A 13701-nucleotide genomic window follows, 5' to 3' on the forward strand; every position below is an offset into this window, starting at 1 on the left:
AAAAAACCGGGTCTCCTTGCCCAAAATGATAAAAATCTATTGTACGATTATCATCGGCGGTCTAACTGTTTTGAGCTTGCATGAGTTCGTATATCTTACGAGCTGTGTTGACATTTCTTATAGTAACTTGTCTATATAACTTTGAACCAATTATCTTTACCATTCCGCTTTTGGTTACATTTTTCTTGTCAACGGACCATAGAATCGCGCCGGGGACATATTTTACCGTGTCAATATTTGGTTTGATGACCAAATTTTTAAGTGCAGATTCATCATCAATTTCATCCCATAAAAACATAACATCACTTTTCATGTCTTTGTCATTTTTCCATGTGTCTGGAATTGCGTTAATGATTCCTCTGACATCATCGATACTACGAACTACTACTTTAATTTGTAATCCGAAATCATAATGTATCGCTTCTTCAAAAATACGTGATAGTTCAGTTTTTAATTGGCCTTTGTATGAAAAAATAATATTACCTGTATTGATGTATGTCACCACATCATTCATTCCAGCTTGTTCAAACGTTTGTTTAAGCAACTTCATGTCAATTTTATTTTTTCCACCCACATTAATTCCCCGAAGAAGAGCGATATAAACCATAGCCATCTTCCTTTCGACTTTTTACTTATTAATCCATAATATCTTATTGACTATTCCTGTTAAACTAACGACCCCGATTGTTGCACAACATTTACGTTTAAGTCTTCTTTATATTAACTTTTCCCTCTTTATTTTCTGCATGATTCCATTCAACTTGTATTTCAAATGTCCCTTCTTCAAAGAATAAAGGGAATCTTCTTCGAATAGATTCCTGTCATTGGAAGGTTATATGCTTCCCTTATATTTACCCAAACTGCCTTTCCTTCTGGTGCATCTTCAAGTAATTCTCCTTTGAAATCTTTTGTGATGTAGTTAAAAATCATGTATCTATCCATAGCAACTGGATTTACATATTCATAGAGAACTTTAAAAATAAGGTTGCTTACTTCTAATCCAGTTTCTTCTTTTACTTCTCTAATTGCACTTTCTACTATACTTTCAGGAAATTCAACTTTGCCACCAGGTGGAATAAACCCTTTGAAATTATCGTGTTGTCTATCAAGTAGTAAAACCTTGTCTTCTTTTTGAATCATGCAACAGTCCACATTATATAATTTACAGAATTACTCATTGTTTCCCACATATTTTTTATTTCAATTTTACCATATATTTCTTAGTTCCTTTTGCACTAAACTGCCTCGTTCGTGAAAAAGCGACTGTTCATTTTGAACAGTCGCACCCCTTTACTTTAAGTACAGGACTTCACAATCTTTTTTTACACCTCATTAAACTCAATCCCTAAATGTGTTGTACATGCAAAAAGACGCTTTCTTATTTATGAAAAGCGCCCGACTGTTGAACAATGAAATATGCGAAAAATCGCTCTGCAAATACGTTCAAATTTATTTGACTAACACACCCGTTTAGCCATCCATAAAGCAGGAAAATCACCCGCTTCACCATAGAGAATGAAAAGGGCTTCACACCGTCAATACTGCTTCTACGGCTGGGCGAGGAATGTCGCTGAATTATGGTACTTTAGGACCAATCAACGCCACCCCAAGAGGATTGCAACTTTCGCAACAGAACAATTTGGCCGAGATGATACGTATCGTGCATCATGATATTGCTGAGTAAACGCTCAACAGAGTACCTGTTAGCTGCATACGGAGCTTTTAACTTTTCATCGTCAAGGTCCGCAATGACCGTTTTTAATTTATTCATGACTTCATTAAGGTGCTGCACTGTCTGGGCCCACCCAATTTCGTCTTCTGGATCCCCCGGATTTCCAAAGGTTTCTTCATTTTCTTCAGCCTTATGCGGATTCTCTGTGCCCTTAATTCAATGGATTACGTCTTCATTCCAAAATATCAAGTGGTTGACAATCTGCCAAATCGAATTGCTGGTTCCCGAACTTGTCCAAGCTGCCTCAGCTGCGATGACTCCATGAAGCGCCTGATCCATGGATGCAAACCACTCATTCTCATAGCAATGCATGTCGAGTTGTTCTAAAAACATTTTGGCTACAACTTGCATAACATCAATCTCCTCACTGTTTAGTGTAATCTTTCAAAGTTAAAAGACATGAAAAAATTTGATTATAGTATAAATTAATCGTTCCTAAAAAGGTAAAAACCAAATCCAAGTGGTCCCTTTCATATTGGACATACCTTTCTCTCCAGCTTCTAATTCTCTCCAACATGGCAGGGTAATCTGAAATTTCCGGGTGACGATAACAATAATCCTCAAACGATTTCAAAAAAGCCATTCATACGCATCAAAATCATCTTCAATTGCTACTGTCGTCCATATAACGAAAAAATGTTCTCAATGAAATCCTCCAATCATTTATTTTGAGAATACAACAAAACCATGATCAATATGACTTATTCGGCTCATACAGCTTTTATTCCTTCATCACGACAAATAAAGTACCCTATAGGGCAGACCTTTTTAAGTGTCTACTCAATAGTTTATTTTTCTGGTTGACCTGTTGGCTAAACGACATACCTGGCCTTTGATTTTATAACTGGCTTAATTCATATAATGCTTTGGCATAGATGGCTGTCGCTTTGATTAAATCATCGATTTCTATAAATTCATCTATTTGGTGAGAGCTATCTACCTTACCAGGGAAAAGCGCACCGTAAGCCACTGCATTTTTCATTTACGCTGCATATGATCCCCGCCAGATGTTAAAAGTGTGGGTTCATTCCCTGTAATCGATTGATAAGCCGATTGTAGTGTTTTAATCATTGGATGATCGACAGGGAAATTTATAAGGACGTTGTTTAATTATATGGCCCGATTGTTGAATAGTGGAAAATGAGAAAAAGCTGCAAAAATATCACCTTATTTATTGTGCTAAAGCACCCCGTTAGTGAAAAATAATTATATTTTCACCATACAAATTTAGATGATATGGCCATTAACTTCAGTTGTTCCTGTACAGACACCCTCCCCTTGCTTAAACCATTTTACATGTTTTCCAACCAACTCCACTTCTCCAGCTAACTCCATTCCTAATATCTCTTTTTTTGGTCGTCTCAAACCAAGTGTTATACGTGCAGGCAGCCAAAAAGCAGGAGGAACTGTAAAACTCCATGACCTAATATCTGCTACTGTTACGGTTGTGGCTTTTACTTTAACTAAGATTTCATTTTCTTTCGGAACAGGTTTTACTACCTGTTTTAGTTCAAGAACATCGGGGGGGACCGTATCTTGTATACACAATGGCTTTCATTTATCCTCCACCTCAAATTCGTTTTATAATGACCATAATTGTAACACTAACCATAATGAAAATTCTGGTACTTGCTAATGGTGTACGATTAGGTATGCTAATGTAGTTTTGATTAAGGAGCTGATAAAGAAAAAAGTAACATTCTACCGTTAATGACAGTTTATTTTACATAAGTAGTTAAGGGGGTTAATATCAGTTTAAAATTATACAGTAATTACCACTTTCCCTTGAGCGTGACCTTCCTGAAAATACTTGAATGCTTCTGTTATTTCATTTAACTTATAGCGTTTATCAATTATCGGTTTTACTTTGCCAGTTTCAAGTAATTCTTTTACATGATTTAAATCTTTTTGGTTTGCTCTCTGTAACAGATTACTTATTTTCTTGCTTCCAGTCATTGAAATAAAAGGTCCAAGAAATAATGTTTGAAAAAATTGGGATTCGGAACCTCCTACGTGAACAAAATGCCCATTTGGTTTTAGTAGACGTTTATAAGCTGAAATGGAATTAGAACCGTTCACACCAAGAATCAAATCGTAACGCTTTTCATCTTGGGGGAAATGATCTTTTGTATAATCAATGATATGGTCGGCTCCTATTGAACGCAATATCTCTAAATTTCTTGTACTACATACACCTGTTACTTCAGCACCAAATGATTTGGCAATTTGTACCGCGAAAGTACCGACACCACCAGATGCCCCATAAATTAAAACCTTTTGTCCCGATTTAATCTTACCTTTATCACGTAATCCCTGTAAGGCCGTCACACCTGCCATAGGTGCTGCAGCAGCTTCTTCGAAGGAGATATTGATTGGTTTTAAGGCTATAGCATGTTCGGGGACAGCTACATATTCAGCAAAACCTCCCCAGCCACAACCAGAGAGATCGCCAAATACTTCATCAACTACTTGAAATAGCTTAACGTCTTTACCAACAGCTTCAACTACACCAGCTATGTCACCTCCTGGTATGGAATATTTTGGTCTCGTTAGTCCGAAAGCGAAGCGGGCTAAGAAAGGTTTGCCTTTCAAAAGAACCAAGTTACCAAAGTTCAAGGATGCTGAATGGACTCTTACCAATACTTGATTCTCGGTGGGTAAAGGTTTACTTGTCTCTTTCAATTCAAGTACATCAGGTGAACCATATTTATCACAAACTATTGCTTTCATAAAAAGTCCCTCCAATTAAAATAAAAGAATATTATAAATTTAATTTTATTTAATTGTAACAAGGGGATTAAAACCTTTCATTGACTTAAGTTAATTTCTAGAGACTTTAGAGTTTTTTTATGGTGGTTATTTGGATGCTTCTATAGGAGGGAGGATTACGGAATGTGTATGACATCTATTTTAAAATTTATTTTTTTTTCGCTTTTTTATTCTACTTAATGACTCAGGAGTGATTCCAAGATAACTAGCCAATTGATGCTGTGGTACACGGTCAACTAACTGAGGTCGTTTCTTTAAAATGGATTCGTAGCGTTCTTCAGGAGAAAAATTGATAAATTCTCCGAATTGTTCTTGTATATCACCAAGGTTTATCTCCATCATTTTGCGTATCATAGTTTCCAGTTGTGGGTATTTGCTAAACATCGTTTTTTCAGAATCAACCTCGCCAACAACTAATATACAGTTTTCGACACACAATAATGAATACTTTGATAAATCATTTTGTTTCTGTTCATTGATAATTGGAATAGCTTGTTCTTCGGTAAAAAAATTTGATGTGACCTCTTTACCTGATTCATCTATAAAAAACTGCCTGACACACCCAGTTAATACGAAATAACATTTAATGGCGGAAAGTTCTCCTTGTCTAAGAAGGTATTTTCCTTTTTTATATTCTTCAATTCGTAAACATTCAGAAATTGCCAGCTGTTCCTCTTCACTGAGTGAAGTAAAATCAGTCATATATTTCAAGAGAATTTTCTTCATTTTACCTTCCTTTCAAATTGAGTTAATTTATTTATTCCTAAATCATTTTATCATTTTTATCCATAATTTTTTCCTTTTTATATAAAATTTACTTAACCCTCTTTTAATCAATTGGTTGAAACAAGAAGGGTATTTTTATGTTTTTAGATTTATCCCCATTACCGATACGGTATTTGTTCCTTTTTGTTATAACCTAAATCGTTTAGTTTTTTTGGTGATATCACCAATATTTGCCCGTAAAAAGTTGAAAGTTAGAAGTTTTTATTCACTAATGAACCTATATTGAAAATAAGCGCTGTTCCTTTTTACAGAAAGCGCCCGATTGTTGGAGCTCGTTATTTAACTAAAGCTCTCGTTAGTCTTCATGAATCAGATATTCACTACAGAGAATGAAAGATAATTATGTTCTTTTCTTTCATGGTAGTTTAATAAGGGCAGAGCCCAAGGAAATCTTTTGCCTACATATACTTATCTATCTTACTATAATAAAATCTTCCCTATCCCTACTAATAGGAATGTTTATGACATCACATTTCTTTACAGATGCACGTTTCAAAGATTTCATGGATTTTATTAGAAAATCTACTTTCGTTTCTTCCCCCTGCAGTTCTGCTACTACACTTCCATCTTCTAAATTTTTCACCCATCCCGTTAATTTCAATCTTTTAGAAAGGGTAAATAATTCCAAACGGAATCCTACTTTTTGAACTCTCCCAGAAAAGATAACTTTTTTTCTTACCACATTGCTTGAATCAAATTCGGGAAAATTAATATTATTGGCATGCCAAATAACGTAATCATCTCTTAATCTTTTTAATGCTTTCATTCTTATCCCCTTTTTTATTAGTATTATGGTAAATTTTTTTCTTCAACTAGCCTACCCGTTAGTTCAATAACTTCAACAAAAATTAGCGTTAATCCTTCTTGGAATAACGCTGCCTAGTCTTTGAATAAGATTTTTGTTCCTCGTTCCACACTGTTTAGGACTTTCCTTTTCAAAATTACCTTAAGGACCATCAAAATCCCGAATCTTCCGTTCCATTTGTCTGATCGGCAAATTACAGCCATAAGATAAGGCAGACATAAGAGTTTGTTATTACCTGTTTGATGTTAATCTCTCCCAAAATAAAATACCACTGTCATCAGCAATGACAAAATAATTGCCAATATGAAAATCCATTAATAGCAAAATTGCTTCTATCTATGTAAATGACATTCCTTCATGTACCTGCTCAATCGTGGAATATCACTCTAGGAAGTTAACCACCTCTCATCAGCAGATTTTGTAAACCAGTTATGTATAAGCATTCATTTAGTCCATTATGACAAAAAAAGATTGCAAAAAAGGCACTATGTATTTTATATTAGAGTTTATGATTTTTTTAACACTCCTAAAATCATAATCAAAATTTAAGTCATCAGGAATTTTAGGAAGGAAGTAGTATGATGAAGATGTATCTCTATCCCCTGCTAGTAATTATTGCAGCTAGCAGTTTTGGTGTTGTTTCCACCATCATAAAATTGGCCATGCGCAGTGGTTTTTCAGTGTCTGAGGCGGTTACCAGTCAGTTTTTTATCGGCTTTTGTATCGCTGTATGTATTTTCTTAATTACAAACAGATCAAAATTTAGCTTTAATGGGGTTAAAATACTTATTTGTGCAGGTATATTAACTGGGTTAACCAATATTTTATATGGTCATTCTTTGAACTTTTTGCCTGCATCTTTGGCGGTTGTCCTGCTATTTCAATTCACATGGATTGGCATGCTGATTTCTTGTATCTCTAAACGGCAATTTCCAAGCAGAATTGAAGCCATATCCTTACTCGTATTGATAGCTGGAACGATACCAGCAGCAGGTTTGTTTGATGTTGATTTATCCCAAATCCCTTTACAGGGGTGGCTATGGGGGCTAGCTGCTGCTGTAAGTTATTCCTTCTTTTTATTTGTGAACGGAAAGGCCACTGCAAGTATGACTGCCTCTAACCGTTTAGTATGGGTTTCTTTTTCTGCTTTTATGATTACGGCGGCTTTTCAGTCTCCGGAAATTATTTGGAACGGTACCTTGTTTAACGAAGGACTTTGGATGTATGGATTGGCATTAGGGTTATTCGGAATGATTATACCTGTATTCTTATTCACTATGGCCGTTCCTAAAGTTGGATTAGGGATGTCATCGATATTGAGTGCGATTGAATTGCCTATCGCGGTGATGGTATCCGTTATCTTATTAGACGAAACGGTTACACCTTTGCAAATAGCAGGGATCGTAACCATCATTATCGGTACGAGTTTACCAACATTGCTAAATAAAAATAGCTTGTTAAGTAAAAATAAAATGTCAAAACAAACGATGTTAGGTTAAAACAAAGGGACGGTTCTACTGCTTCAAGGAAGCATGAGAACCGTCCCTTTTCTTTCTCCATTATCTTAAATGCTTCCTCTTCCAAATCTATATTCATTTTATCCGCTAACTGCAAAATATAAATAAATACGTCCGCCATCTCTTGTTTATATTAATATTCTGTTTAGAATCAGCAACCGCTTCTAGAAACATTATAAAAATTAGCTAAATGAGGTAATTTATGGATTTTTTACCACGAGAGCAAATAATGAACGATTTACAAAAACCACTTCAATCTTATATAGTTCAATTCGGTATAGAAGATATCGGTATTTTTGAGGAAGAAAGTCAGGAGGAACTAAAAAGACCGTCATGAACGATAGAACATGATGATCTTTTCTTAGTTAAAATTCAATTGAACGATAATCATAAGGGTCTATTTTCTTTAACATGACAAGCTCCTGTTCAGTTGGTTCAGGCGTAAATTTAATTTCATCGTACAGTAACTCAAAGCCAGTGTTATCCCTTACTTCTTCAAAACTCGATGTAGGGTGAATGCTTTCTAGATAGAGTTTCCCTTTTCGAAATTCAAACACGCAAAGAGGGGTGACAATTTTCCATAAGTTCCCTCTAGTTGTTGTAAAGTCAACCTGTTCAACAAAGGTTCTTTTGTCATGTTTGACTCTCCAAATAATAGCTTTTTTTGCAGTAGGAATTAGAACAGCACTTCCAGCACCACCTGGCAGTCTAACCTTTGGTTTATGATAATCACCAATAACCGATGCATTTACATTTCCATTTATATCAAATTGAATCCCGCCAAGAAAGGCAACATCTAATTTCCCGCGCATAGACAGGTCAAACACCTCTTCTAATGGGAAATAGGCCTCAGCAGTACCCAATAAATCGGCGCCTGCAGACGAATAGGATGCATTTTTGATCGAGCTAGGATTCACACCGCCAGGAATATTTAAATGTACTAATTCTGGAGCATGCATCGATTTAGCTAACTTCATAGCAACCATTGGCAGGTGTGAGGAGACGCCATGAAAGACAGTTTCGTTATCTTGAAGCATATTCGAAATACAGCAAGTCATAATATCACTTACTCTATACTCTTTATTCCTCATAAAGCTCTCCCCATCCTTTCTCCAATATAATCTCTTGACTCATAATCTTTCAGGTACATTTTGATTTCGTCCTTGCTCTCCATTTTTATAAACGAGGTAATTGACTTATCATCAATCTCATATTTTTTATAACAGGATGCAGGTGCAGCACCTTTTGGTACATGAACAACAGAGTGAACTAAGAATCCTGGAATATCGATTCGATCTGCATTTAATTTTGTTTTGCTCTCCGGAACAATCTGTTCGGTTGTAATAATCACTTTGTTTGCTGCTCGGCTTATAAGGACATCCTCAAATTTAGGACCATAAATAATGGCATTTCCTTTTTCATCACATTCATGTACATGAATAATGGCAACATCAGGTACAAGTGATTTAACAAGTGTAATCGGTTCCCCGCTAAACGGATCCTCTACAACGACAAAGTAATCATTCTTCACTAATAAATCACCGGCATTAAGTCCTTTTACAGGCATAAATGGCACATTCATTGCCGCGCCTCGTAGTGCGCATATCACCGTATAGCAAGCATGTTCATTTCCTTTTATCTTCCCAGTCTGTACCCCTTTACGATAATGGTTTGCTAACCCATATTTCGTCTCGTAGCTTACAAATCCTGCATCAACCGATTCTATACAATCCATGGAGCACAGTAAATCAATATCCTGAGCACCTGCTGTTTTCACTACCTTTAGTGATTTCTTATTTTGCCTGGCTATTTCTCGGACAGCTGCCATTGGTGCCCGATGAAGAACATTTCCCCCAAACGAAATGGTATCTCCATCCTTAATGATCTGAATTGCTTCTTTCAAGCTTTTAACCTTTTTGATATTGGCCACCTCCATTTCTTAGGTGTTATCCAAGCCGTTTTCATGTAAGTTTTTATTATTAAAAAACTTAATTCTTATTACAGCCTTACTATTTTTTGAAGGATTACTTTACAGCATTGCAGGCAATATGAACAGCATCCCATACTCCAGCAAAAGGGGGTGCATATACTAAATCAGTCATACCTAATTCGTCAGCTGTCATATGATTATGGATGGCAACAGCAAAAATGTCGATTCTTAATACTGCTCCCTTATTTCCAATCGCTTGTGCTCCAAGAATTCTTCTTGATCTCTTCTCACAAATCAGTTTTATCCAAATCGGGGTTTGATTCGGGTAATAACCTGGGTGGTCAGCGCTTTTCACAAAAACAGTTGTGTAGTCAATCGCTAAATTTTTTGCTTCTTCCTCTGATAACCCGGTTCGGCCCATTTCTAAGTCACAAACCTTGATGGCAGCACTGCCAAGAGTGCCAATATATTTTTGATGCTGGCCAGCTATGTTTGCACCAGCGATACGTCCACACTTATTTGCATTTGTTCCAAGTGGAATAAAGGTGTTTTCTTCCATTACCTTATGATAAACTTGTGCACAGTCACCAGCGGAGTAAATATCCTCTATATTTGTTCTCATCTCTCTATCAACGATAACTGCTCCGTTTTTCGCTAAAGCAATACCGGAGCCCTCTAAAAATTTTGTCGCAGGCTTTACACCAATTGAGAGAAGGACTAGATCAGCCGAGTATGTTCCCTTGTCTGTTTGAACTGCCTCTACTTTTTCTGAACCGATAAAGGCTTCTACCTTTTCCGAAAGATTTAACATGGCCCCATGCTTAACTAATTCCTTTTCAGCAAGATCAGTCAGTTCTGGATCAAAGGTTCTTAATATGCGCTCAGAGAGCTCGATTACCCTTACTCTTTTACCTTGTCTGATCATCGCTTCAACGACTTCAATTCCGATATAGCCGCCGCCGACAATCACAACATCTTGAATTTCAGGCTGCTCTGTTACTTCTTTTAAGCGAATTCCATCTTCCAATGTCTTTAATCCGTAAATATTCTTCAGCTTGATCCCAGGAAATGGCGGAACAACTGGGATCGTACCCGTCGCAATCATCAGCTTGTCATAGCTATCTATAAAAAGCTTGTTTTTGACAAGGTCCTTTATCATGACTTGCTTCTTTTCCGGCACGACTTTAACAACCTCGTGCTGAAGAAAAAGTTCCATTCCCATTTCTTCAAATTGTTCCTTTGTTCTAGCAATCATTTTCGTATAATCATCATTTTCCCCAGATACATAGTATGGAAGCCCGCATGCTCCATATGACAAAAATCTGCCCTTTTCATAGACAACAATTTGTGCATCTTTATTTAATCTTTTTAGTTTAGAGGCAGCAGACATACCCGCTGCTACCCCCCCAATCACTATTAACTTCATAGCCAGCGTCTCCTACATTCAATTTGCACGATCTTCGTTTCCAAAAGGATCGATTTTTGAATACTTGGGTCAATGTACGTGATAACTTCAGGATAACTAACAACAAGGACCCATTTTTATTATTGTTTCATGCCAGCTGTATTACTCACGTTAATGGACGGTTTTTCATCTATAAGTCCTACTACAAGAGCATCAATAGGAGTATCTTTGATTAAGGCATGCTGAGCAGCTTCTCCTCTCGAAACTAAAACTAGCTCTCCTTCACCAGCGCCTAGTTCATCTGCTGCTACAAAGTAGTCGTCCTTACTACCAAAGCAAGGCTTAATAACTAAAAGCTTAAACCCTTGCAAACTATCATATTTTCTTGTGGAAACTACCTTGCTTATTACCTCGCCGATAATCATCCTACGAACCTCCATTAATCAGCTATTATTTTTAGCCATTCATTTCCTTTTAAATCAAAAGCATTCGCATCATCCGTGTCAATATGCATGTCGAGTGCATAACGCTCGTTCACTCTAATCGTGACCTGTCCCATAATTCCGCCCTTTTCTCCTTCAACAAGGACGGATACCTTTTGTTTATCCTTCACTGCAAACTGGTATGCATCTTTGGGTGTCATATGTATATGCCGATCAGCAATAATACATCCTTCATTTAGGGTAAGGGAACCTATTGGTCCAATTAGAGTAATTCCTGCAGATCCTTCAATATTCCCAGAATTTCTTACAGGAGGAGAGACGCCAATTTTTCTTGCATCAGTCCGAGAAATTTCGACCTGTGTTTGTTTCCTTAAAGGACCTAACACGCGTACATTCTCGATGATTCCTTTAGGCCCTTTTAGTGTTACTTTTTCGTTGCACGCATATTGACCTGGCTGTGAAATATCTTTATATTTTGTAAGTTCATACCCTTTTCCGAAAAGCATCTCCACATGCTCTTGCTTAAGATGCAGATGTCGTGCAGAAATACTTACCGGAACAGAATCTTTTCTTTCTTTTTCGATCAGCTGATGACTTTCAAGCTCTCTCACTACTAGTCTTGTAATGTTTTCTATCAGCTCAGAATGATTGTTATTCAACTGTCATCACCAGCTTACTTTATGAATGGCAATAATTTTTCAACATCAGCATGTGGTCTTGGAATAACATGTACAGCTACCAGCTCGCCTACTCTTTGTGCTGACTCTGCACCTACTTCTGTTGCCGCCTTTACAGCACCAACTTCTCCTTGAACGATAACAGACACTAAGCCAGAACCAATTTTTTCACTGCCGACAATCTCTACATTCGCGGCCTTTAGCATGGCATCTGCTGCCTCAATTGCTGCTGTTAATCCTTTAGTTTCAATGATACCTAATGATTTGCTCATGTTATTTCCTCCTAAAAATGTATATTTAAAATGGATGTATTTAAATCGTTAACAATTATTTTAAGCTTGGAAGTAATTTAGAAACATCACCATGAGGTCTAGGGATTACGTGTACCGCAACAAGTTCTCCTACTCTTCCGGCTGCTTCTGCCCCAACTTCTGTAGCCGCTTTTACAGCACCGACATCACCTTGAATGATGACAGAAACTAGACCTGAGCCAATTTTTTCACTGCCGACAATCTCAACATTTGCTGCCTTTAACATAGCATCTGCTGCCTCAATTGCTGCTGTTAATCCTCTTGTTTCAATAATTCCTAAAGATCCATTCATGATAAAATCCTCCTAATATTATTTTTTCTTTTTAGAAACTGTCTTTTTTTTCTTTTCTGTTTCTTCTTTTTCTTGATTCAATACTTCTAATTCTGTTCCCTCGACTTCCGCATTTGGCTCTCGGGAAACAATATATTTCATAATCTCTGAATGAGGATTAGAAATAACAAGTGCCATTTTCAAAGGATTATTCGATTTATTTTCAGCTGCTTGCTTTGCTGCATGAACTGCAACATTCACGTCGGAAACGCTTCCACCAACAATCAAAGTAACTAATCTACCACCTAAATAATTCTCACTTGCAAGCAATTCTACATCTGAAGACTTGCACATTTGATCTAATAATTCCATTGCGACGGTAAAATACTGTGTCTCTACCACCCCAAGTGCTTCGTATGTTTTCATTCTTTCCCACCTTTTTCTTCGGGATCGAGTAAACGCTCAAGACCTTCATAAGGTCTTGCAATCGCCTTAATTGCTACTACTTCACCATATCTTAAAGCGACTTCTGCTCCAATATCTAATGCTTCCTTTACAGAGGCAAGGTCTCCCCTAATGACCACCGTAATCATTCCCGATCCGGTACGTTTAATATCGTGTAGTTCTACAAATGCAGATTTAACCATTGCATCTATACAAGCGGCAGCCGTCACATAGCCAATGACTTCAATTAGACCGAATGAACGATACATTCCCTACACCCCTTTATTTTCGCTTCACTTTTCCAATCGTAAGCAACTTAGTTATTTCTTCCATTGAAGAAGGGATGACATGAGTGAGAATATCTCCTTCGTCGATATATTTGCGTGCCTCGTATTCTGCAGCCTCAAGGGCTACTTTCACATCAGAAATTTCACCACTAAATTTCACCTGCACGACAACTGGAATAAATGCTTGATCTCCGTTTTTGGGATTATTTACATCAATCCCTTCAATCGTGACATTAGCCGCTTTACAGGCCTTGTCCATTGAGGCGAGTGCGATGCTATACCCTTGAACTTCTAAAAATCCAACTGCCTTCGACATATTGCTCA

19 protein-coding genes and 2 pseudogenes are annotated in these 13701 nt (G+C 37.0%); 2 read left to right on the forward strand and 19 right to left on the reverse strand.

Features of this window, described 5'->3' with window-relative positions; genetic code table 11:
• Nucleotides 1–61: 61 nt before the first annotated feature.
• From FSZ17_RS13135 to FSZ17_RS13170, 9 genes and pseudogenes are all read right to left on the reverse strand, one after another.
• On the reverse strand, nt 62–607 hold the full coding sequence (locus FSZ17_RS13135; RefSeq protein WP_057770766.1) for a DUF1697 domain-containing protein: 546 nt from the start codon (nt 605–607) through the stop codon (nt 62–64).
• Nucleotides 608–704: 97 nt separating this feature from the next.
• Nucleotides 705–1178 (reverse strand): annotated as a pseudogene (locus FSZ17_RS13140) (NUDIX domain-containing protein).
• A 407-nt stretch (nt 1179–1585) separates the two neighbouring features.
• Nucleotides 1586–1888: a DinB family protein gene (locus tag FSZ17_RS23755; RefSeq protein WP_228460354.1), complete on the reverse strand. Its 303-nt coding sequence runs from the start codon at nt 1886–1888 to the stop codon at nt 1586–1588.
• Nucleotides 1889–2083: a hypothetical protein gene (locus tag FSZ17_RS23760; protein WP_228460202.1), complete on the reverse strand. Its 195-nt coding sequence runs from the start codon at nt 2081–2083 to the stop codon at nt 1889–1891.
• A 487-nt stretch (nt 2084–2570) separates the two neighbouring features.
• The gene (locus tag FSZ17_RS24125; RefSeq protein WP_407643409.1) at nt 2571–2714 is read right to left on the reverse strand and encodes a hypothetical protein; all 144 of its coding nucleotides are present in this window, start codon (nt 2712–2714) and stop codon (nt 2571–2573) included.
• A 272-nt stretch (nt 2715–2986) separates the two neighbouring features.
• A pseudogene (locus FSZ17_RS13155) lies at nt 2987–3290 on the reverse strand (alcohol dehydrogenase catalytic domain-containing protein); the annotation flags it as partial.
• Nucleotides 3291–3493: 203 nt separating this feature from the next.
• Entirely contained in the window at nt 3494–4462 is a 969-nt protein-coding gene (locus FSZ17_RS13160) for an NAD(P)-dependent alcohol dehydrogenase (protein WP_057770768.1), read from the reverse strand.
• Between the two features lie 180 nt (nt 4463–4642).
• Complete coding sequence (locus FSZ17_RS13165) at nt 4643–5227, reverse strand: Crp/Fnr family transcriptional regulator (protein ID WP_057770769.1); 585 nt, start codon at nt 5225–5227, stop codon at nt 4643–4645.
• Nucleotides 5228–5699: 472 nt separating this feature from the next.
• Nucleotides 5700–6053, reverse strand: a complete 354-nt coding sequence (locus FSZ17_RS13170) for an acylphosphatase (RefSeq protein WP_057770770.1) — start codon at nt 6051–6053, stop codon at nt 5700–5702.
• A gap of 626 nt (nt 6054–6679) precedes the next feature.
• On the opposite strand from FSZ17_RS13170, the gene FSZ17_RS13175 reads away from it, so the two are divergent.
• The gene (locus FSZ17_RS13175; protein WP_057771513.1) at nt 6680–7591 is read left to right on the forward strand and encodes an EamA family transporter; all 912 of its coding nucleotides are present in this window, start codon (nt 6680–6682) and stop codon (nt 7589–7591) included.
• Nucleotides 7592–7811: 220 nt separating this feature from the next.
• A complete protein-coding gene (locus FSZ17_RS23445) occupies nt 7812–7946 on the forward strand; it encodes a DUF5634 family protein (protein ID WP_185150623.1) in 135 nt (44 codons plus the stop codon).
• A 28-nt stretch (nt 7947–7974) separates the two neighbouring features.
• Here the strand turns inward: FSZ17_RS23445 and FSZ17_RS13185 are convergent, their stop codons facing one another.
• The 10 genes from FSZ17_RS13185 to FSZ17_RS13230 form a co-directional block, all read right to left on the reverse strand.
• The gene (locus FSZ17_RS13185; RefSeq protein ID WP_057770772.1) at nt 7975–8700 is read right to left on the reverse strand and encodes a CoA-transferase subunit beta; all 726 of its coding nucleotides are present in this window, start codon (nt 8698–8700) and stop codon (nt 7975–7977) included.
• Nucleotides 8697–9512, reverse strand: a complete 816-nt coding sequence (locus FSZ17_RS13190; RefSeq protein WP_267128882.1) for a CoA transferase subunit A — start codon at nt 9510–9512, stop codon at nt 8697–8699. Before FSZ17_RS13190 ends, FSZ17_RS13185 begins: the two co-directional genes overlap by 4 nt.
• A gap of 121 nt (nt 9513–9633) precedes the next feature.
• A complete protein-coding gene (locus tag FSZ17_RS13195) occupies nt 9634–10965 on the reverse strand; it encodes a CoA-disulfide reductase (protein WP_057770775.1) in 1332 nt (443 codons plus the stop codon).
• Between the two features lie 119 nt (nt 10966–11084).
• Nucleotides 11085–11369, reverse strand: coding sequence for a EutN/CcmL family microcompartment protein (locus FSZ17_RS13200; RefSeq protein WP_057770777.1), 285 nt, complete (start codon nt 11367–11369; stop codon nt 11085–11087).
• Between the two features lie 14 nt (nt 11370–11383).
• Nucleotides 11384–12046, reverse strand: a complete 663-nt coding sequence (locus FSZ17_RS13205) for a phosphate propanoyltransferase (protein WP_082625215.1) — start codon at nt 12044–12046, stop codon at nt 11384–11386.
• A gap of 14 nt (nt 12047–12060) precedes the next feature.
• Complete coding sequence (locus FSZ17_RS13210) at nt 12061–12336, reverse strand: BMC domain-containing protein (RefSeq protein WP_057770779.1); 276 nt, start codon at nt 12334–12336, stop codon at nt 12061–12063.
• 55 nt (nt 12337–12391) lie between these two features.
• Nucleotides 12392–12667, reverse strand: a complete 276-nt coding sequence (locus tag FSZ17_RS13215; protein ID WP_053476391.1) for a BMC domain-containing protein — start codon at nt 12665–12667, stop codon at nt 12392–12394.
• 18 nt (nt 12668–12685) lie between these two features.
• Nucleotides 12686–13072 (reverse strand): BMC domain-containing protein, encoded by a 387-nt coding sequence (locus FSZ17_RS13220; RefSeq protein WP_082625216.1) that lies wholly within the window; start codon nt 13070–13072, stop codon nt 12686–12688.
• Entirely contained in the window at nt 13069–13359 is a 291-nt protein-coding gene (locus tag FSZ17_RS13225) for a BMC domain-containing protein (protein ID WP_057770781.1), read from the reverse strand. The genes FSZ17_RS13220 and FSZ17_RS13225 overlap by 4 nt, the downstream gene beginning before the upstream one ends.
• A 13-nt stretch (nt 13360–13372) precedes the next feature.
• Entirely contained in the window at nt 13373–13693 is a 321-nt protein-coding gene (locus FSZ17_RS13230; RefSeq protein WP_057770783.1) for a BMC domain-containing protein, read from the reverse strand.
• Nucleotides 13694–13701: the final 8 nt, after the last annotated feature.

Origin of the sequence: Cytobacillus dafuensis (genome assembly GCF_007995155.1) — a bacterium.
Lineage (GTDB): Bacteria > Bacillota > Bacilli > Bacillales > Cytobacillaceae > Cytobacillus > Cytobacillus dafuensis.